This window comes from Massilia sp. AB1, assembly GCF_018119385.1.
Lineage (GTDB): Bacteria > Pseudomonadota > Gammaproteobacteria > Burkholderiales > Burkholderiaceae_D > Telluria.
The window spans coordinates 95,738-112,733 of sequence record NZ_JAGKSG010000011.1 but is presented as its reverse complement, the minus strand read 5'-3'; the positions used below and the strand labels follow the sequence as shown (position 1 = coordinate 112,733).

Annotated in this window: 17 protein-coding genes; 7 read left to right on the top strand and 10 right to left on the bottom strand. The window is 68.9% G+C overall.

Annotation, left to right across the window (positions count from 1 at the left end; genetic code table 11):
* Positions 1–14: 14 nt before the first annotated feature.
* From J8847_RS09150 to J8847_RS09130, 5 genes are all read left to right on the top strand, one after another.
* Positions 15–2,393 carry a bifunctional salicylyl-CoA 5-hydroxylase/oxidoreductase gene (locus J8847_RS09150; protein ID WP_211524378.1) on the top strand — a complete coding sequence of 793 codons (2,379 nt, stop codon included), beginning with the start codon at positions 15–17 and terminating at the stop codon, positions 2,391–2,393.
* Between the two features lie 24 nt (positions 2,394–2,417).
* Positions 2,418–3,272, top strand: coding sequence for an enoyl-CoA hydratase family protein (locus J8847_RS09145; protein ID WP_211524377.1), 855 nt, complete (start codon positions 2,418–2,420; stop codon positions 3,270–3,272).
* Entirely contained in the window at positions 3,272–4,456 is a 1,185-nt protein-coding gene (locus J8847_RS09140) for an acyl-CoA dehydrogenase family protein (RefSeq protein WP_211524376.1), read from the top strand. The genes J8847_RS09145 and J8847_RS09140 overlap by 1 nt, the downstream gene beginning before the upstream one ends.
* 2 nt (positions 4,457–4,458) lie before the next feature.
* Positions 4,459–4,860, top strand: a complete 402-nt coding sequence (locus J8847_RS09135) for a RidA family protein (protein WP_211524401.1) — start codon at positions 4,459–4,461, stop codon at positions 4,858–4,860.
* 112 nt (positions 4,861–4,972) lie between these two features.
* Positions 4,973–5,335, top strand: a complete 363-nt coding sequence (locus J8847_RS09130) for a hypothetical protein (RefSeq protein ID WP_211524375.1) — start codon at positions 4,973–4,975, stop codon at positions 5,333–5,335.
* Here the strand turns inward: J8847_RS09130 and J8847_RS09125 are convergent.
* Together J8847_RS09125 and J8847_RS09120 are read right to left on the bottom strand one after the other, a co-directional pair.
* Positions 5,322–7,562, bottom strand: a complete 2,241-nt coding sequence (locus J8847_RS09125) for a molybdopterin cofactor-binding domain-containing protein (RefSeq protein WP_211524374.1) — start codon at positions 7,560–7,562, stop codon at positions 5,322–5,324. The two genes, J8847_RS09130 and J8847_RS09125, sit on opposite strands and share 14 nt — an antisense overlap.
* Positions 7,559–8,038, bottom strand: a complete 480-nt coding sequence (locus J8847_RS09120) for a (2Fe-2S)-binding protein (RefSeq protein ID WP_211524373.1) — start codon at positions 8,036–8,038, stop codon at positions 7,559–7,561. Before J8847_RS09120 ends, J8847_RS09125 begins: the two co-directional genes overlap by 4 nt.
* Positions 8,039–8,206: 168 nt before the next feature.
* Here J8847_RS09120 and J8847_RS09115 point away from each other — a divergent pair, with 168 nt between their 5' ends.
* Positions 8,207–10,246, top strand: a complete 2,040-nt coding sequence (locus J8847_RS09115; protein WP_211524372.1) for a diguanylate cyclase domain-containing protein — start codon at positions 8,207–8,209, stop codon at positions 10,244–10,246.
* A gap of 54 nt (positions 10,247–10,300) precedes the next feature.
* Here the strand turns inward: J8847_RS09115 and J8847_RS09110 are convergent, their stop codons facing one another.
* The 8 genes from J8847_RS09110 to J8847_RS09075 form a co-directional block, all read right to left on the bottom strand.
* On the bottom strand, positions 10,301–11,635 hold the full coding sequence (locus J8847_RS09110; protein WP_211524371.1) for an erythromycin esterase family protein: 1,335 nt from the start codon (positions 11,633–11,635) through the stop codon (positions 10,301–10,303).
* Between the two features lie 6 nt (positions 11,636–11,641).
* Positions 11,642–12,841 carry an SRPBCC family protein gene (locus J8847_RS09105; RefSeq protein ID WP_211524370.1) on the bottom strand — a complete coding sequence of 400 codons (1,200 nt, stop codon included), beginning with the start codon at positions 12,839–12,841 and terminating at the stop codon, positions 11,642–11,644.
* A gap of 37 nt (positions 12,842–12,878) precedes the next feature.
* A complete protein-coding gene (locus J8847_RS09100) occupies positions 12,879–13,541 on the bottom strand; it encodes a phosphoribosyltransferase (RefSeq protein WP_211524369.1) in 663 nt (220 codons plus the stop codon).
* Positions 13,542–13,645: 104 nt separating this feature from the next.
* Entirely contained in the window at positions 13,646–14,116 is a 471-nt protein-coding gene (locus tag J8847_RS09095) for an Hsp20/alpha crystallin family protein (protein ID WP_211524368.1), read from the bottom strand.
* 129 nt (positions 14,117–14,245) lie between these two features.
* On the bottom strand, positions 14,246–15,088 hold the full coding sequence (fghA, locus tag J8847_RS09090; RefSeq protein WP_211524367.1) for an S-formylglutathione hydrolase: 843 nt from the start codon (positions 15,086–15,088) through the stop codon (positions 14,246–14,248).
* 59 nt (positions 15,089–15,147) lie between these two features.
* Positions 15,148–15,726, bottom strand: coding sequence for a chromate transporter (locus J8847_RS09085; protein ID WP_211524366.1), 579 nt, complete (start codon positions 15,724–15,726; stop codon positions 15,148–15,150).
* The gene (locus J8847_RS09080; RefSeq protein WP_211524365.1) at positions 15,723–16,325 is read right to left on the bottom strand and encodes a chromate transporter; all 603 of its coding nucleotides are present in this window, start codon (positions 16,323–16,325) and stop codon (positions 15,723–15,725) included. Before J8847_RS09080 ends, J8847_RS09085 begins: the two co-directional genes overlap by 4 nt.
* A gap of 52 nt (positions 16,326–16,377) precedes the next feature.
* Positions 16,378–16,554, bottom strand: a complete 177-nt coding sequence (locus tag J8847_RS09075) for a hypothetical protein (protein WP_211524364.1) — start codon at positions 16,552–16,554, stop codon at positions 16,378–16,380.
* Positions 16,555–16,743: 189 nt separating this feature from the next.
* Between J8847_RS09075 and J8847_RS09070 the strand changes: the two genes are divergently transcribed.
* Positions 16,744–16,956 (top strand): hypothetical protein, encoded by a 213-nt coding sequence (locus J8847_RS09070; RefSeq protein WP_211524363.1) that lies wholly within the window; start codon positions 16,744–16,746, stop codon positions 16,954–16,956.
* Positions 16,957–16,996 lie beyond the last annotated feature (40 nt).

The following is a 16,996-nucleotide window of genomic DNA, read 5'->3' as shown; positions in this document are numbered from 1 at the left end:
AACGGGGAGCATGAATGAACATCGTGTGCGTGGGCGGCGGACCGGCGGGCCTGTACTTCGCCCTGCTGGCCAAAAAGCGTCATCCGGACTACCGCCTCACCGTCGTCGAGCGCAACCGTCCCAGCGACACCTTCGGCTGGGGCGTGGTGTTTTCCGACCAGACCCTGGGCCACCTGGCCCAGGCGGACGAGCCGAGCGCGCGCGAGATCCTGCAGTCGTTTAATCACTGGGATGCGATCGACGTCCATTTCAAGGGCCGCACCGTCACCTCGGGCGGCCACGGATTCTGCGGCATCGCCCGCAAGCGCCTGCTGAACATCCTGCAGGAACGCTGCCGCGCCCTGGGCGTGGAACTGGTGTTCGAGCAGGACGTGCGCGACGAGGCCGAGCTGGCGCGCCGCTACCAGGCCGACCTGGTGGTCGCCTGCGACGGCGTCAACAGCGCCATCCGCCAGCGCCACGCGGAGGTGTTCCAGCCCGAAGCCGAGCCGCGCCTGTGCCGCTTCGTGTGGCTGGGCACGCGCAAGCGCTTCGACGCCTTCACCTTCGCCTTCGAGGAAACCGAGCACGGCTGGTTCCAGGCCCACGCCTACCAGTACGACGGCGAGACCTCGACCTTCATCGTCGAGACCCTGGAATCGACCTGGCGCGCGGCCGGACTGGAAGAGATGGAGCAGCAGCAGGCGCTGGCCTTCTGCGAGCGCCTGTTCGCGCGCCACCTGGACGGCCACGCCCTGATGGCCAACGCCGCCCATCTGCGCGGCTCGGCGATGTGGATCCGCTTCCCGCGCCTGGCCTGCCGCAACTGGGTGCACCGCCTGGAGCTGGACGGGCGGCGGGTGCCGCTGGTGCTGATGGGCGACGCCGCCCACACCGCGCACTTCTCGATCGGTTCGGGCACCAAGCTGGCGCTGGAGGATGCGATCGAGCTGGCGGGCGCCCTGGACGGCGGGGACATGGATGCTGCCCTGGCCCGCTACCAGGACCTGCGCATGGTCGAGGTGCTCAAGCTGCAGAGCGCGGCGCGCAACTCGATGGAATGGTTCGAGAACGTGGCCCGCTACAGCGCGATGGAGGCCGGTCAGTTCGCCTACTCGCTGCTGACGCGCAGCCAGCGCCTGTCGCACGAGAACCTGCGCCTGCGCGACCCTGCCTACGTGGCCGGCTTCGAGCGCTGGTTCGCCGAACGCGCCGCGCGGGAAGCCGGCTTGCCGCCGCCGCAAGCCCCGGTGCCGCCCATGTTCACCCCGTATAAAGTACGCGGGGTGCTGCTCAAGAACCGGGTGGTGGTGTCGCCGATGGCCCAGTACTCGTCCGAGGACGGGACGGTGGGCGACTACCACCTGGCCCACCTGGGCGCGCGCGCCCTGGGCGGCGCCGCGCTGGTGATGGCCGAGATGACCTGCGTCTCGGCCGACGCTCGCATCACCCCGGCTTGCCCTGGCCTGTACACGCCGCAGCACACGGCGGCCTGGAAGCGCATCGTCGACTTCGTACACGGCTCCACCGACGCGAAGATCGGGGTGCAGCTCGGCCATGCCGGCGCCAAGGGCTCGACCCGGGCGGCCTGGGACGGCATCGACCTGCCGCTGGAATCGGGCAACTGGCCGCTGGTGGCGGCGTCCAGCCAGCAGTACATCGAAGGGGTGTCGCAGACCGCGCGCGCCGCCACCCTCGAGGACCTGGAGCGCATCAAGCGCGACTTCGTGCGCGCCACCGAAGCCGCGGCGGACGCGGGCTTCGACTGGCTGGAGCTGCATTGCGCCCACGGCTACCTGCTCTCCAGCTTCATCTCGCCGCTGACCAACCGCCGCAGCGACGCCTATGGCGGCAGCCTGAAGAACCGCTGCCGCTTTCCGCTCGAAGTGTTCGCGGCCGTGCGCGCCGCCTGGCCGCCGGACCGGCCGATCAGCGTGCGCGTCTCGGCCCACGACTGGGTCGAGGGCGGCATCCTGCCTTCCGACGCGGTCGAGATCGCGCGCCTGTTCAAGCAGGCCGGCGCCGACATGATCGACTGTTCCTCGGGCCAGGTGAGCAAGCTGGAAAAGCCGGTGTTCGGGCGCATGTTCCAGACCCCCTTCTCGGATCGCATCCGCAACGAGGCGGGCATCCCGACCATCGCCGTGGGCGCCATCTACGAGGCCGACCACGTCAACAGCATCATCGCCGCCGGGCGCGCCGACCTGTGCGCGGTGGCGCGTCCGCACCTGGCCAACCCGGCCTGGACCCTGCTGGAGGCCGCGCGCATCGGCTACACGGGCGCCGCGTGGCCGCGCCAGTACCGCGCCGGCAAGCTGCAGCTGGAGCGCAACCTGGAGCGCGAACGCGCGCTGCAGGCGGCCAATGCCGGCCTGAGCCCGCAGCAGGTGGCGGCGCGCCTTCTCGAAGGCTGAAACCCTTATCCACAGGAGTCATCCATGCACTATCTACCGGGCGAAGCGCACCGGCTGCCGGGCGGCCGCGCCAGCCTCAAAGGCCACCAGGCGCAGCACTTCCTGTTCGCGCTGGAGGGCGGCGTCGCCACCATCACGCTCAACCGCCCCGGGCGCAAGAATCCGCTGACCTTCGAGTCCTATGCCGAGCTGCGCGACCTGTTCCGCGCGCTGGCCTATGCCGACGACGTCAAGGCGCTGGTGATCACCGGCGCCGGCGAGAACTTCTGCTCGGGCGGCGACGTGCACGAGATCATCGGGCCGCTCACCAAACTGGACATGCCGGGCCTGCTGGCCTTCACGCGCATGACGGGCGACCTGGTGAAGGCCATGCGCGCTTGCCCGCAGCCGATCGTGGCGGCGGTGGACGGCGTGTGCGCCGGCGCCGGCGCGATCCTGGCCCTGGCCTCGGACCTGCGCTACGGCACCGCACGCAGCCGCACGGCCTTCCTGTTCACCCGCGTGGGCCTGGCCGGCGCCGACATGGGCGCCTGCGCGCTGCTGCCGCGCCTGATCGGCCAGGGCCGCGCCGCCGAGCTGCTGTATTCGGGCCGGGCGCTGGGCGGTGAAGAGGGCGAGCGCTGGGGCTTCTTCAACCGCCTGTGCGAGCCGGAGCAGGTGCTGGGCGAGGCCCAGGCCTTCGCCGCGAAGCTGGCGAATGGTCCTACCTTCGCCCACGGCATGACCAAGAAGATGCTGCAGCAGGAATGGAACATGGGCGTGGACGAAGCCATCGAGGCCGAGGCCCAGGCGCAGGCGATCTGCATGGCCACCAACGATTTCCACCGCGCTTACCACGCTTTCGTGGCCAAGCAGCAGCCGCAGTTCGAGGGGGATTGATGGAACGCCTCGACTATCTCGACTGGCCCTTTTTCGAGCCCCGCCACGGCGAGCTGGCGCGCGAACTCGATGCCTGGGCCGCGGCCCACCTCGATGGTGCGCACGGCCACGACGTCGACAGTGTCTGCCGCGACTTGGTGAAGCAGCTGGGCCAGGCCGGCTGGCTGCGCCATGCGGTCGGCGGCACCGCCCACGGCGGCGCCCGGGACAGCATCGACACCCGCGCCATCTGCCTGATCCGCGAAACCCTGGGCCGCCATGCGGGCCTGGCTGATTTCGCCTTCGCCATGCAGGGCCTGGGCAGCGGCGCGATCTCCTTGTTCGGCACGGATGAACAGAAGGCGGCATACCTGCCGCGCGTGGCGCGCGGCGAAGCGATCGCCGCGTTCGCGCTGTCCGAGCCCCAGGCCGGTTCCGACGTGGCCGCCATGCAGTGCGCGGCCCGCCGCGACGGCGGCGACTGGGTGCTGGATGGCGAAAAGACCTGGATCTCGAACGGCGGCATCGCCGACTTCTATGTGGTGTTCGCGCGTACCGGCGACGGCGGCGGCGACGGCGGGCGCGGCGCCAAGGGCATCTCGGCCTTCATCGTCGACGCCGATGCGCCGGGCTTGCGGATCGCCGAGCGCATCGACGTGATCGCCCCGCACCCGCTGGCGCGCCTGTCCTTCGAAGGCTGCCGTGTTTCCGCTGCGCGCCTGGTCGGCGAGGAAGGGCAGGGCTTCAAGATCGCCATGGCCACCCTCGACGTATTCCGCACCTCGGTCGCGGCGGCCGCGCTGGGCTTTGCGCGGCGCGCGCTGGACGACGCGCTGGCCCACGTGCAGGCGCGGCCCATGTTCGGCAAGACCTTGGCCGACTTCCAGCTGACCCAGGCCAAACTGGCCCAGATGGCGACCGACATCGATGCTTCTGCACTGCTGACCTACCGCGCGGCCTGGATGCGCGACCAGGGGCGCAAGGTGACGAAGGAAGCCGCGATGGCCAAGCTGACCGCGACCGAGTCCGCCCAGCGCGTGATCGACGCGGCGGTGCAGCTGTTCGGCGGCCAGGGCGTGCAGAGCGGGCGCATGGTGGAAAGCCTGTACCGCGAGATCCGCGCCCTGCGCATCTACGAGGGCGCGAGCGAAGTGCAGTTATTGATCGTGGCGCGGGAACTGCTTGCCGCGCAAAAGGAAAAATGATGATGGAGATCCTGCAGCCTGCGGGCTGGGTGCGCCCGAAAGGCTATTCGAACGGTATCGCCGCATCCGGCCGCCAGGTCTTTGTGAGCGGCATGATCGGCTGGGACGCCGAAGGGCGCTTCCAGACCGACGATTTCGTCGGCCAGGCGCGCCAGGCGCTGGAGAATGTCGTGGCGGTGCTGCGCGAAGCCGGCGCCGGGCCCGAGCACATCGTGCGCATGACCTGGTACGTGGTCGACAAGCGCGAATACCTGGACGCCGGCGCGGCCGTGGGCGCGGCCTACCGCGACACCATCGGACGCCACTTCCCGGCCATGAGCGCCGTGCAAGTGAGCGCGCTGATGGAAGACCGGGCGCGGGTCGAGATCGAGGTGACCGCGGTCGTTCCCGATCAGGCTGGCTGACATTCTTTCGTTACGGAACATTCAATGGCTGCAGGGAGCTACCGGACGGCGGAATGAGCGCCGCGGCGGGGGCGTTTCTGTTACGGTGGTTCCATCGACAAACGGAGCAGCCATGGATACCCAGATCGTACGAGTCATCGAAGAGATCGAGGACGCCGAGCGCGCCCGCAAGGCGCTGCTCGACGCCGGATTCGACCGGGACAGCATCGAGATCAGCCATACCGGCGACGAAGCCGGGCCCTCGGAGGCCAATTTCACCGTCGGCGATTCGCCCGCCGTGAAGGGCGGCACCGACTACAAGGACGTCTACACGCCCGGCCTGGAGATCGGCAAGTGCGTGATCACCGTGAGCGCCGACGACCCGGCGCGCCTGGAACAGGCCGCCGCCATCCTCGAACAGCACGGCGCCAAGGACAACGATCCGGCGCACGCGGCGGCGCGCCGGAACGAAGCAAGCGGACTCAGGTCCAGCTGAGGTCGGTCTTCGACAGCGGCAGCTCGCGCACGCGCTTGCCGGTCGCCGCGAAGATCGCATTGCATACCGCCGGGGCCAGCGGCGGCAGGGCGGGCTCGCCCAGGCCCGTCACCGGATAATCCGACTTGACGAAGTGCACTTCGATCTTGGCGGGCGCATCCGGCATGCGCAGCAGCTGGTAATCGTGGAAGTTGCTTTGCACGATGCGGCCCTTGTCGATGTTCAGCTCCGGGAACATCAGGGTCGACAGGCCGTCGATCACCGAACCCTCGACCTGGTTTTCCGCGCCCGACAGGTTGACGATCTGGGCGCCGATGTCGGTCGCCACCACCACCCGGTCGACCTTCAGCTTGCCGTCGCGCGAGACCGTGACCTCGGCCACCTGGGCCACGTAGCCGCGGTGGCTGAAGTGGAAGGCGATGCCCTGGCCCTGGCCGCGCGGGAACTTCTTCTTGCCCCAGCCGGCCTTGTCCGCAGCGGTCATGAGCACGGACTTCATGCGCGCCACGCTGTAGGGCTGGCCGCGCTCGCCGGTGCCCGGCACCACGTCCTTGTCGCCCAGCAGTTCCAGGCGGAACTCGAGCGGATCGCGGCCGCCCGCATGAGCCAGCTCGTCGATGAAGCTGTGGAAGACCCAGGCGAACACGCAGCTGCCCGGCGCGCGCCACGGGCCCATCGGCACGCGGCATTCGAGGGCCGTCTGTTCGAGCTGGACATTGGGCAGCCAGCGGCCCGGGAATTCGTCGCCCGACAGGTTGCCGCCGCTGCCGGGCTGCAGCACGCTCTGGCCGTCGCGCTCGATGCGGTTGGCGAAGGTCACAAAATGGTTGTGCCAGGCCACCGCCTTGCCGGCCGCATCGACGCCGCCGCGCAGGAAGTGGAAGCCGCCCGGACGGAAGTGGTCGTGCTGCAGGTCGTCCTCGCGGGTCCAGGTCAGCTTGACCGGGGCCTTCACCTTTTGCGCGATGGCGGTGGCTTCGACGATGAAGTCCGAGCTCAGGCGCCGGCCGAAACCGCCGCCGCTGCGGATGATGTGCAGCGTGATCTTTTCTTTCGGAATATTGAACAGGCTCGTCACCAGGGCCTGGCCGGCGCCCGGGTTCTGGGTCGGCGCCCACAATTCCAGCGAACCATCTTCCTTGAACCAGGCGGTGCAGTTCTGCGGCTCCATGCTGGCGTGCGAGATGAAGGGATAGCTGTAGGCCGCCTCGACGGTCTTGGCCGCGCCCTTGAGCGCCGCCGCCACGTCGCCGTCCTTGCGCTGGGTCAGCGCGCCCGGCTTGCTGCCGGCGGCTTTCGCCTGGGCCGTGAAATCGGCCCAGCTGTGGCCGGCGCCCGGACCTTCGTCCCATTCCACTTCCAGGGCGCGGCGGGCGCGCATGGCGTTCCAGGTCGAGTTGGCGACGATCGCCACGCCCGGGCGCAGCGCGTTCAGGACGCCGGCGCCTTCGACGATGAAGGCGTCCTTGACGCCCGGCATGGCGCGGATCGCGTCCAGGTTGGCGCGCAGCGCCTTGCCGCCGAATACCGGGCACTTGGCGTAGACGGCGTACAGCATGCCGGGAATCTGCACGTCGATGCCGAACAGGGGCTTGCCGCTGACGATGGCGGCATTGTCGACGCCGCCGATGCGCTTGCCCAGCAGCTTGAAAGCGGCCGGGTCCTTCAGCACCACCTGGTCGGCGGCGGGCACCGGCAGCTTGCCGGCCGCCTCGGCCAGGGCGCCATAGCCCAGGCGGCGTTTCGTGGGCGTGTGCACCACGAAACCGCCGGCGGTCGCGCATTCGCCCGCCGGCGCCTTCCAGGCCTGGCTGGCGGCCTGGACCAGCATGGCGCGCACGGTGGCGCCAAGACGGCGGAAATCGTTGTAGTTGGTCGGGGTCGAGGTCGAGCCGCCCGCGCCCTGGCTGCCATAGGCCGGATCGAGGTCGCCCTGGACGATGCGCACATCCTTCCAGTCGACGTCGAGTTCCTCGGCGATCACCATGGGCAGCGAAGTCTTGATGCCCTGGCCGATCTCCGGCTGCTTCGAGATCAGGGTCACGCGGCCGTCGCGCGCGATGCGGATGAAGGCGTTGGGCACGAAGTCCGGGGCGGCCGGACCGGCCGGAGCGGCGCCGGCGGCGGCCGCCAGGACGCCCTCGGCCGACATGCCGAGCAGGAAGGCGCCGCCGAGGGCGCTGTTGCGCAGGAAGCCGCGACGCGAGGAAGAGAGTGGCGCGCTCATTTCTTGCCGTTTCCGGTGGCTGCGATCTCGGCCGCGCGGTGGATGCCGGCGCGGATGCGGGTGTAGGTGGCGCAGCGGCACAGGTTGCCCGCCATGGCCTCGTCGATCTGGGCGTCGCTCGGCTTGGGATGCTGCTTGAGCAGGGCGCAGGCGCTCATGATCTGGCCGGACTGGCAGTAGCCGCATTGCGGCACGTCCAGTTCTTGCCAGGCAAGCTGCAAGGGATGCCGGGCTTTCGCGTCCAGGCCTTCGATGGTGGTGATCTTTTGCTTGCCGACGCTCGAGACCGGCGTCAGGCAGGAGCGCGCCGGCACGCCGTCCAGGTGCACCGTGCAGGCCCCGCACTGGCCCAGGCCGCAGCCGTACTTGGTGCCGACCAGGCCCAGCGTGTCGCGCAAGGCCCACAGCAGCGGCGTATCCGGCTCGACGTCGACGGCCTGGGCTTGGCCATTGACCTGCAAGGTGTATTTACTCATGGCGAACTCTCGTGGTAATCAGGACATGGACTGAACAATCCACCATCCTAGCGGAAATCTGACGGCCTCGACAGTAGCGAAAAGCTGCACACAAAAGGCGTATTCTCGGTCGCTCGACCTAATAATGTGTAATACTTGGTTGTCGATCAGCCAACAGATGCAAATCCCATGCTTAAGCCTGGCTCACGCGTATCTGCACCGAACCTGAAGTTCCGTCTGGCTTGCGTGGCCGCTGCGCTGGTGTTCGTCACGACCCTGTTGGTTACCCTGTCGACCCTGTCCGTGGCCGAACGCGGCATGAAGGCGGTGATCGGCAACCAGCAGTTCACCATGCTGGCTGGGGCGGTGTCCTTCATGGACGACCGCATCAGCGACCGCGTGCGCCAGATCGAGGCGATGGCGGCGAACACGCCGCAGGCGGCCTTGCGCGACAACATGCTGATGCAGCAGTACCTCGACGTCCAGGCCCGCATGTGGGGCAACGACTACCTGAACTTCCTCACCCTGGCGCGCACCGGCGAGATGGTCGTGACCCTGCGTGAATTCCCGCCGGGCCGCAGCCTGAACGCCACCGGTGTCGACTATTTCGAGCGGGTGATGCGTACCCGGGCGAGCGTGATTTCGGAGCCGATCCTCAGCCGCCTGTCGGACAAGAACGTGGTGATTTTCGCGGCGCCGATCCGCAATGCGGACGGCGAAGTGGAACAGGTGCTGGTCGCCAGCGTGGACCTGCAGGGTTCAGGTTTCCTGCGCCAGATCGGCTCGCTCCGCCCGGGCAACTCGGGGTATCTCTACCTCATGACCGCGAAAGGCATCCTGATCGACCACCCGGAAAAAGATCGTGTGATGGAACATGTTAACGCTAAACCCGGTCTCAACACCGCCACCGAGCGCGCCTTGACAGGGTATGAAGGCTGGGTGGAGGGGCGCGGCAAGGATGGGCGCGAATCCATCTATGCGTTCAAGCGCCTGCGCACCACCGGCTGGATCCTGGCGGCGCGCTACCCGAGCGACGAGGCCTTCGCGCCGCTGGCCGAAATGCGCCGCAACGCCTTCTTCGGCGCGCTCGGCCTGGCGCTGGCCTCCGGGGTGCTGGCTTGGGTGCTGGTATTCCGGCTGCTGGGGCCGCTGGAGACCCTGCGCGACCAGGTCTGGGCGATTCGCCACGATGCCAGCGACATCGCGGTGCTGCGCGACGGCCGCAAGGACGAAATCGGCGAACTGGGGCGCGCCTTCTACGAGCTGATGGCGGAGCGCGAGACGTCCGAAGGGGACCGCAATGCGACCGAGAAGCGCTTGCGCACGATTGCGGACAACCTGCCGGTGCTGATTGCCTACCTCGACAGGGAGCGGCGTTTCGGCTTCGGCAACGCCACCTTCGAAAAGTGGTTCGACGTATCGCTGGCGCAGCTGGCCGGCATGACGGTGTCGGAACTGATGGGGCGCGAAGCCTATGCCCAGGTGCGGGACAAGCTCGACGAGGCCTTCGCCGGCCACAGTGTCACCTGCGAAGTGAAGCTGGATGTGCCCGGCGCGCCGCGCTATCTGCAGGGCACCTTCATTCCCGATCTCCAGCTGGACGGCACGGTCGCCGGCGTCTACGCCCTCATGCACGATGTAACCCATACCAAGGAAGTCGAGGAGCAGCTGGTGCAGCTGACCCGCATCGATACCCTGACCGGGATCGCCAACCGTCACATGTTCACCGAAACCCTGCAGCACGCCCTGGACCGGGCCCGGCGCAGTCGCAAGCCGCTGGCCCTGGCCTATCTCGACGTCGACCATTTCAAGCGCATCAACGACACCTATGGCCACGGCGTCGGCGACGAGGTGCTGAAGGAGTTCGCGCGACGCCTGACGGCGGGTGTGCGCAATACCGACACCCCGGCGCGCCTGTCGGGCGACGAATTCGTCGTGATCCTGGAGGAGATCTCGTCGCCGGCCGAGGCCGAACGCATCGCGGCCAAGATCGTGGCGACGATGCGGGTGCCGATCGACACCAGCAAGGGGCCGTTGCAGGCATCGAGCAGCGTCGGCATCGCCTTGTCGCACGCGGACCAGAACCAGGAAGAGTTGCTGGCGGCAGCCGACAGTGCGCTGTATGAGGCCAAGCGAAAGGGCAGGGACGGCTATGCGATTTTCGATGGAGACGCGACGCCAAAGGAGGGCCATCCGGCGTCGCCAGGTTTGGAGGCGCCGGGCAGGTGAAGGCTGAAACGGCCGGGCTGGCGGCGATGGGCCAGGATTGAACCTGGCTCCGAGTCACAAGCCCTGAGGATAGGTCTCCGGCGGCTCGTTCGAATGCCAGCCGCTGGTCGGATCGAGGGGCTCGACCGCCGTCGTGCGGTCGATGTGGATCACGGCGTCGAACTGGCGCGGCAGCTGGGCCATGAAGTAATGGCTCTGGCGCTCGGTGCGCGGGATATAGAGCACGCCGATGGCGCGCTCGAGGCGTCCCTCCATCAGGGCGTCGCGCGCGGGACCGGGATCGCGCAGGGGCACATAGAAATTGCCCAGGCCGGTGCTGTGCAGCGTGTGCTCGTAGCTGCCCGGCAGGCCGGGGCGCACGTGCTTGTGCTCGGCCGGTCCGTCCCATTCCGAAGCAGCCGTGACCCGGCCGTCATAGGTCGAGAAGCCGATCAGGCAGGTGTCGGCGCCATAGGCTTTGCGCGCGAGTTCCCCCACGTTCCATTCGCCCATGCGCCCGATCTCGGTGGCGCGCGCATCGCCGATGTGCGAGTTGTGTTCCCAGACCACGATGCGGGCCGGCTTGCCGTCGCGCGAGAGGTGGCGCGCGAGCGCGTCCAGGGTCTCGGCCATGTGGCTGTCGCGCAGGTTCCAGGACGAGACCCGGCCGCGGAACATGGTGCGGTAGTATTCCTCGGCGTTCTTGACCAGGCGCGCATTCTGCTGGGCGCAGAAATACGCGTCCTCGGCCGCGATGCCGTCGCCCTGCATGTAGTCGAAGGCGCGCTGCTGGAGGTCGTGCAGGGCCGCCAGCACGCCCTGTTCGCAGGAGTCGCTCATGCCGAAGCTGGCCGCGTAGCCGTACTGCTGGCTGTCGCGGTCGTAGTGGTCGAAGCAGGCGTAGCGGCGGCGCGCCTCGCGCGCGGCTTCCGGGTCGACCTTGTCGAGGTAGCCGAGCACCTCGTGGATCGAGGTGAACAGGCTGTACAGGTCGAGTCCGTAGAAACCGGCCTTGGCCTGGCTGGCCTCGTTGCGCGCGCGCAGCCATTCCACGAAGTCGAGCACCGCGGTATTGCGCCACATCCAGGCCGGGAAGCGCTCGAAGCCGGACAGCGCCGCGCGCCCGTCGGCGTCGTGGCCTTCGCCGCGCACGTAGCGGTTGACCCGGTAGGCGTCCGGCCAGTCGGCCTCCACCGCCACGGCCGTGAAGCCTTTTTCCTCGATCAGGCGCTGGGTGATGCGGGCCCGCTCGGCGTAGAACTCATGCGTGCCGTGGGTCGCTTCGCCCAGCAGGACGAAGCGGGCGTTGCCCACCAGGTCGAGCAGGGCGTCATAGTCGCGCGCGCCGCCCGCGATCGGGACGGCTTGCGAGCGGATCGCATCGAGGGCGGTGTCGGTGATGATCGCCATGATGACTCAATGCAGGTAGCGGTCACCGGCGGGCGAGTGGGAGGACGTGTAGGGCGTCACGCCGCGCTCGATGAAGGACTTCATGCGCGCCAGGTCGTCGTCCATCTGGCGCTTGGGATCGGCGCCCAGCATGCGCGCCAGCCCGTGGCCGAGGGCGCCGCCCGGCGGCGTATAGGCCATGCGCACCGTGACCCGGGTGCCGCCGCGCACCGGCTCGAAACTCACCGCGCCTTCCTGCTCGATCTCCGAGCCCGGCTCGCTGCGCCAGGCCATGTGGTCGGGGCGCGCCTGCTCGGTCATGACGGCGTTCCACGAATATTCGCTGCCGCCCGGGCCCTTGACCACCCAGTGCGAACGGCGGTGGCCCAGGTCGTGCACCTCGCTCACGTGCGACATGAAGCGCGGAAAGTTGTCGTAGTTCGACCAGGCATCGTAGACCTCATCGGGCGCGGCGGCGATCTCGATGGTTTTCTCGACCTCGATCCGGCTGCCCGAGGGTTGCCCGCGCACCATGGCGGCAAGACGCGCGCCGCCGCCGCTCCTGGCCAGCAGGGCCAGGGCGCCCAGGCCGAGCACCACGCCGAGCGGGGAACGGCGCGCCAGGCCGGTCAGGCCCAGCACCCCGCCGCCGAGCAGGGCGGAATTGGTGAGGGTGGGGCTGCGGTGGTCGAAGGCGTTGACCAGTTCGTCGAGCCAGCCGCGCGCCTGGCTCGCGGCTTCGCGCACCCGCGAGCGGGCGCGGTCCGCCTCGGCGTCCATGCGCGCATCCATGCGTCCCCGCGCTTCCCAGGTATTGCGTTCCAGTCGGTGCTCCAGCTCCCGGCTGCGCTCGCGCGACTCCTCGGCGGCGCTGGCGATCCGGCCGCGCGTGCGCGAGGCGGCGTCGGCGGCGCTGGAGGCAAGATCGTGCGCGGTGTCGGCGATCCGTTCGCCGGCGCGGGTCGCCATGGCGTCGGCGCGGGCGTAGGCGGCGGAAGCGCTGTCGCGCGCCGCGTTCAGGCTGGCGGTGGCGCTGCGCAGCAAGCCGCCGATGGCGTCGCCGGTATGCAGGCCGGCGTCGCGCACCGTGTGGGCGGCATAGGCGCGCCGGGCGCGCCCGCGTTCGGGGTCGAAGATATACATCAAGAGCGCACCGGCGGCGGCTGCGCCGATCCATTTACCCATGTCGCCCAGTTCCATCCGGCTGTCGGTCTTGATCTGTTTCATGTCGGCTCCTCTCGATTGGGTTGGGTCGGCGCTTTGCCTACTGGCCGGGCGTCCCTGCCCAGGCCTGCGCCAGCAAATCCTGCACTTCCTCGTCGCTCGTCTGGTCGAACTTGCGGTACCACTGGCCCACCGCCCGAAAGCGCGGCGGCGTCGCCAGGCAGACCACCTCGTCGACCTGTTCCTCCAGGCTGGCGACCGTGTCCGGCGCGCCCACCGGCGCGGCCACCACCAGCCGCTCCGGCGCCTGGTGGCGCGCCACTTCCACCGCCGCCTGCATCGTGGCGCCGGTGGCGATTCCGTCGTCGACCAGGATCACGGTGCGCCCGCGCAGCCGGGGCGGGGGACGCCCGCCGCGGTAGCGCCGCTCGCGCCGCGCCAGCTCCTGCTCCTCGCGCCGCGTGACCTCGTCGACTTCTTCCTGGGTCACGCCCATCAGCCCGGGCACCCCCGGCTGCAGCACGCGCACCCCGCCGCTGGCGATGGCGCCCATGGCGAATTCCTCCTGGCCCGGCAAGCCGAGCTTGCGCACCAGCATCAGGTCGAGCTCGGCATGCAGGGCCTGGGCCACCGGGAAGGCCACCGGCACGCCGCCGCGCGGCAGGGCCAGCACCAGGGTGTCGGGACCCGCATACTGCCGCAGCTGGCGTGCCAGCTGGCGGCCCGCGTGAGCGCGGTCGGTAAAGGCGTCGGTTTGCTGCATGCTGCGCCCGTCCTGAAAAATAAGAAGACCGCGTTGTTGTGCGGCTTCGCCGCAACGCGGTCTTGCGGGCCACCCGGCGGCGGCCCTCGGGTGGAGCCAGGCGCTTACTGGATGGTCAGGCGGCGCGCTTCGGCGCCCTGCTTTTTGGGCAGGGTCAACAGAAGGACGCCGTTCTCGAGCCTTGCCTGCGCCGTCGTATCGTCGACTTCCTGCGGCAGGGTGAAGCTGCGCATGAACTTGCGTGCGGTGCGTTCAGCATACACCACCGTTTCGCCCTCGCGGCGTTCGTTTGCCTGCCGGCATTCAGCCTCGATCTGTACGCGTCCGCCGTCGATACTGACCTTGACGTCCTCCTTCGCGACGCCGGGCAGGTCGGCCTGCACCTCATAGGTCTTGTCGGTTTCGGTGACGTTCACGCGTGGTGTGAGGGTCCCTTCCTCGCCCCAGCGCCCGCCTTGCGCGAGCGGCGCGAAGAAGTCCTCGAACATGGTCTCGACCATCCGGCCGAACTGGTCCTCGACCGAGCCCGGACGGTAGGCCGAGAGCGGCGAACCGCCTCTTCTCACGAGATTCATGATGGCCTCCGTTTGGTGAGGGACATGTGATGGACATGGCCGGCGGATGCCGGCACCTTCTTTATAGGGCAGCGGATGGCAAGTTTCAAGCAGGGTGGACGGCATGCGTCCACCCGGGCATAAGCGCGCTCAGGAGAGCTGGCGGCGGTGGAAGCGCAGGTGGTCGGCGACGAAGGTCTGGATGAAGAAGTAGCCGTGGTCGTAGCCCGCGTGGCGGCGCAGTTCGAGTGGCTGGTCGGCCTGGGCGCAGGCTTGCTCGAAAGCTTCCGGGTACAGCTGCTCGGCCAGGAACTTGTCCGCCAGGCCCTGGTCGATCAGGATGCCGCCGGGGAAGGGCGCCTCGCGCCGGCCGGCCATCAGGGCGCTGGCGTCGTAGCGCGCCCAGGCCGCCTCGTCGGCGCCCAGGTAGCCGCCGAAGGCCTTCTTGCCCCAGGGGCAGCGGCTCGGCGCGGCGATCGGCGCGAAGGCGGACACCGAGCGGAACAGTGACGGATTGCGCAGCGCCATCACGAGGGCCCCATGGCCGCCCATGGAGTGGCCGAAGATGCCGGTGCGTTCCGGATCGGCCGGCAGCTGGGCCAGCACCAGCTCGCGCAGCTCCAGGATGTAGCTGTACATGCGGTAGTGGCGCGCCCACTCGCCCTCGCTGGCGTCGACATAGAAGCCGGCGCCCACGCCGAAGTCCCAGCTGTCGCTCTCGCCTGGCACGCCGGCGCCGCGCGGGCTGGTGTCCGGCGCGACCAGGATCAGGCCTTCCTCGGCCGCCACGCGCTGGGCGCCGGCCTTGATCATGAAGGTCTCTTCGGTGCAGGTCAGGCCGGCCAGGTAGAACAGCACCGGCAGGCGCTTGCCCTCGTGGCCGGGCGGCAGGTAGACGGAAAAGCGCATCGGCAGGCCGATGGCGCTGGAATCGTGGCGGTAGAAGCGCTGGACGCCGCCGAAGCAGGCGTGTTCGTTGAGGAGTTCGAGCATGATGTCGGCGGAAGTGGAGGAGAAGCTTTAGTATGCCGCGTTCATCACGATCTTGCCAGTTAGACCACGCCGAACGCTCCCAGCAGCGCTCCCGCGGCCAGCATCCACAGCAGGTGGATGCGGGTGCGCCAGATCACCACGCAGCTCCCCGCGGCCAGCAGCCACAGGGGCAGGTTGGCGCCGCCGCCGCCGGACGCGGCGAGCAGCCAGGCGGTGGACAGCAGCATGCCGATCACCAGCGGCCCCATGCCCTGCTTGAAGGCGCGCACGGCGCGCAGTTCGCGGTTACGGTGGCCCCATTGCGCCACCTGGTAGGTGAAGATGGTCGAAGGCAGCATGATGCCGACCATGGTGACCGCCACGCCGAGGAAGGCGGCGGCGGTGCTGCCGGCGTTCAGGCCCACGTGCCAGCCCATCAGGGCCACGAACAGCACGTTCGGCCCCGGCGCGGCCTGGGCCAGGGCGATCGCCTCGTTGAACTGGGCCTGGGTCAGCCAGCCTTGCTGCTCCACCAGGTAGCGGTGCATCTCGCTCGAGGTCGAAATCGCGCCGCCCAGCGACATCAGGGACAGCATCAGGTAGTGGCCGAACAGGTCGATCCAGTCCTGCCAGGTCAGGACGATGTGATGGACGCTCATCGCAGCCCCCGCCACGCCAGCAGGCAGCCCAGGCCGCCGAGCGGGAACAGGACCCAGGTGAGCGGCACGCGCACCCAGGCTAGCAGCACGAAGGCGCAGGCGGCGATCGCGATGCCGAACACCAGGGGCACGGGATTGCGCGCCAGGGTGGCGGCCATGCGCAGGCCGGTGGCGGCGATCATGCCGGCCGAGACGGCGGCCATGCCGCGCAGGGCGCCGGCCACGTGCGGATTGTCCGCGAAGCGCGCATGCACCAGGGCCAGCAGCAGGACCACGACCAGCGGCACCGCCAGCAGGCCGGCCAGGGCGGTGAGGGCGCCGGCCAGGCCGAACCAGCGGGCGCCGAGCATCATCGCCAGGTTGACCACGTTCGGTCCCGGCATGATCTGGGCCACCGCCCAGTCCTCGATGAACTCTTCGTTGCTGAGCCAGCGGCGGCGCTCGACCACCTCGCGCTGGACGACCGCCAGCACGCCGCCGAAGCCTTGCAGGGCCAGGAGGGTGAAGGCGATGAAGAGGGCGGTCAGCGACGCGGGGCGCGGGCGCTCGGGGCTGGAACCTGGGACGGATGCGGGGATAGCGGAGGGTGAAGCGGTCATCCCGCCATTATGGCACGCCGTCCTTTCAGTCCGCTTTCAGCCGCCCGTGGATTCAGCCCCCGCCGATGCCGCGCATGACGCGGCCGCTGCCCCCGCATTCGGGACAGGGCTTGCCGTCGCCCAGCCGGCCGGTGCCGGCGCAGGCCTCGCAGATGTCCTCGCCGGCGCCGGGCGTGCCCGGTTCGGCTTCGTCGCCGGGGTTCAGGTCGGGATCGGGGTGCATGCTCATGGCGGACCTCCTGGACAGTGTGATAAGGCGATTGTAGGCAGGGACGGCGGAACGCGGCGCAACGCAGGCGGCGCCGGCGCCGGCGCATTTTCTCGCATCGCCTGCAGCACGATATGGATCTGGTATTGACTTCGTTAAACAGTACTGAATAATCGTGGGGCGGCAAATCACCCCACAGGAGGACTCTCGATGGGCCCATATCCCGCCCAAGCCAACTCGCCGGTTGCCGACTTCATGGAACAAAGGCGTGACCCGCGCCAGCGCGACATCGTCGCGCGCGGCATCGCGCTGATGCGCGAGTCCGGCATGCTCTGCGCCCTTGAATTCCTCAAACGCCAGGCGGTCCGGTCGCAAGTGATCGAGCGGGTACTGCTCGATCCGCGGCACCGGAGCGTGGCTTGAACTGTCGGATTTTGGTAGTTTCCGCCATGCTGCTTATGCA

Coding starts and splice junctions, on each gene's coding strand:
- J8847_RS09150 (WP_211524378.1), top strand. CDS start 15: ATGAACATCGTGTGCGTGGGCGGCGGACCGGCGGGCCTGTACTTCGCC.
- J8847_RS09145 (WP_211524377.1), top strand. CDS start 2,418: ATGCACTATCTACCGGGCGAAGCGCACCGGCTGCCGGGCGGCCGCGCC.
- J8847_RS09140 (WP_211524376.1), top strand. CDS start 3,272: ATGGAACGCCTCGACTATCTCGACTGGCCCTTTTTCGAGCCCCGCCAC.
- J8847_RS09135 (WP_211524401.1), top strand. CDS start 4,459: ATGGAGATCCTGCAGCCTGCGGGCTGGGTGCGCCCGAAAGGCTATTCG.
- J8847_RS09130 (WP_211524375.1), top strand. CDS start 4,973: ATGGATACCCAGATCGTACGAGTCATCGAAGAGATCGAGGACGCCGAG.
- J8847_RS09125 (WP_211524374.1), bottom strand. CDS start 7,562: ATGAGCGCGCCACTCTCTTCCTCGCGTCGCGGCTTCCTGCGCAACAGC.
- J8847_RS09120 (WP_211524373.1), bottom strand. CDS start 8,038: ATGAGTAAATACACCTTGCAGGTCAATGGCCAAGCCCAGGCCGTCGAC.
- J8847_RS09115 (WP_211524372.1), top strand. CDS start 8,207: ATGCTTAAGCCTGGCTCACGCGTATCTGCACCGAACCTGAAGTTCCGT.
- J8847_RS09110 (WP_211524371.1), bottom strand. CDS start 11,635: ATGGCGATCATCACCGACACCGCCCTCGATGCGATCCGCTCGCAAGCC.
- J8847_RS09105 (WP_211524370.1), bottom strand. CDS start 12,841: ATGAAACAGATCAAGACCGACAGCCGGATGGAACTGGGCGACATGGGT.
- J8847_RS09100 (WP_211524369.1), bottom strand. CDS start 13,541: ATGCAGCAAACCGACGCCTTTACCGACCGCGCTCACGCGGGCCGCCAG.
- J8847_RS09095 (WP_211524368.1), bottom strand. CDS start 14,116: ATGAATCTCGTGAGAAGAGGCGGTTCGCCGCTCTCGGCCTACCGTCCG.
- fghA (WP_211524367.1), bottom strand. CDS start 15,088: ATGCTCGAACTCCTCAACGAACACGCCTGCTTCGGCGGCGTCCAGCGC.
- J8847_RS09085 (WP_211524366.1), bottom strand. CDS start 15,726: ATGAGCGTCCATCACATCGTCCTGACCTGGCAGGACTGGATCGACCTG.
- J8847_RS09080 (WP_211524365.1), bottom strand. CDS start 16,325: ATGACCGCTTCACCCTCCGCTATCCCCGCATCCGTCCCAGGTTCCAGC.
- J8847_RS09075 (WP_211524364.1), bottom strand. CDS start 16,554: ATGAGCATGCACCCCGATCCCGACCTGAACCCCGGCGACGAAGCCGAA.
- J8847_RS09070 (WP_211524363.1), top strand. CDS start 16,744: ATGGGCCCATATCCCGCCCAAGCCAACTCGCCGGTTGCCGACTTCATG.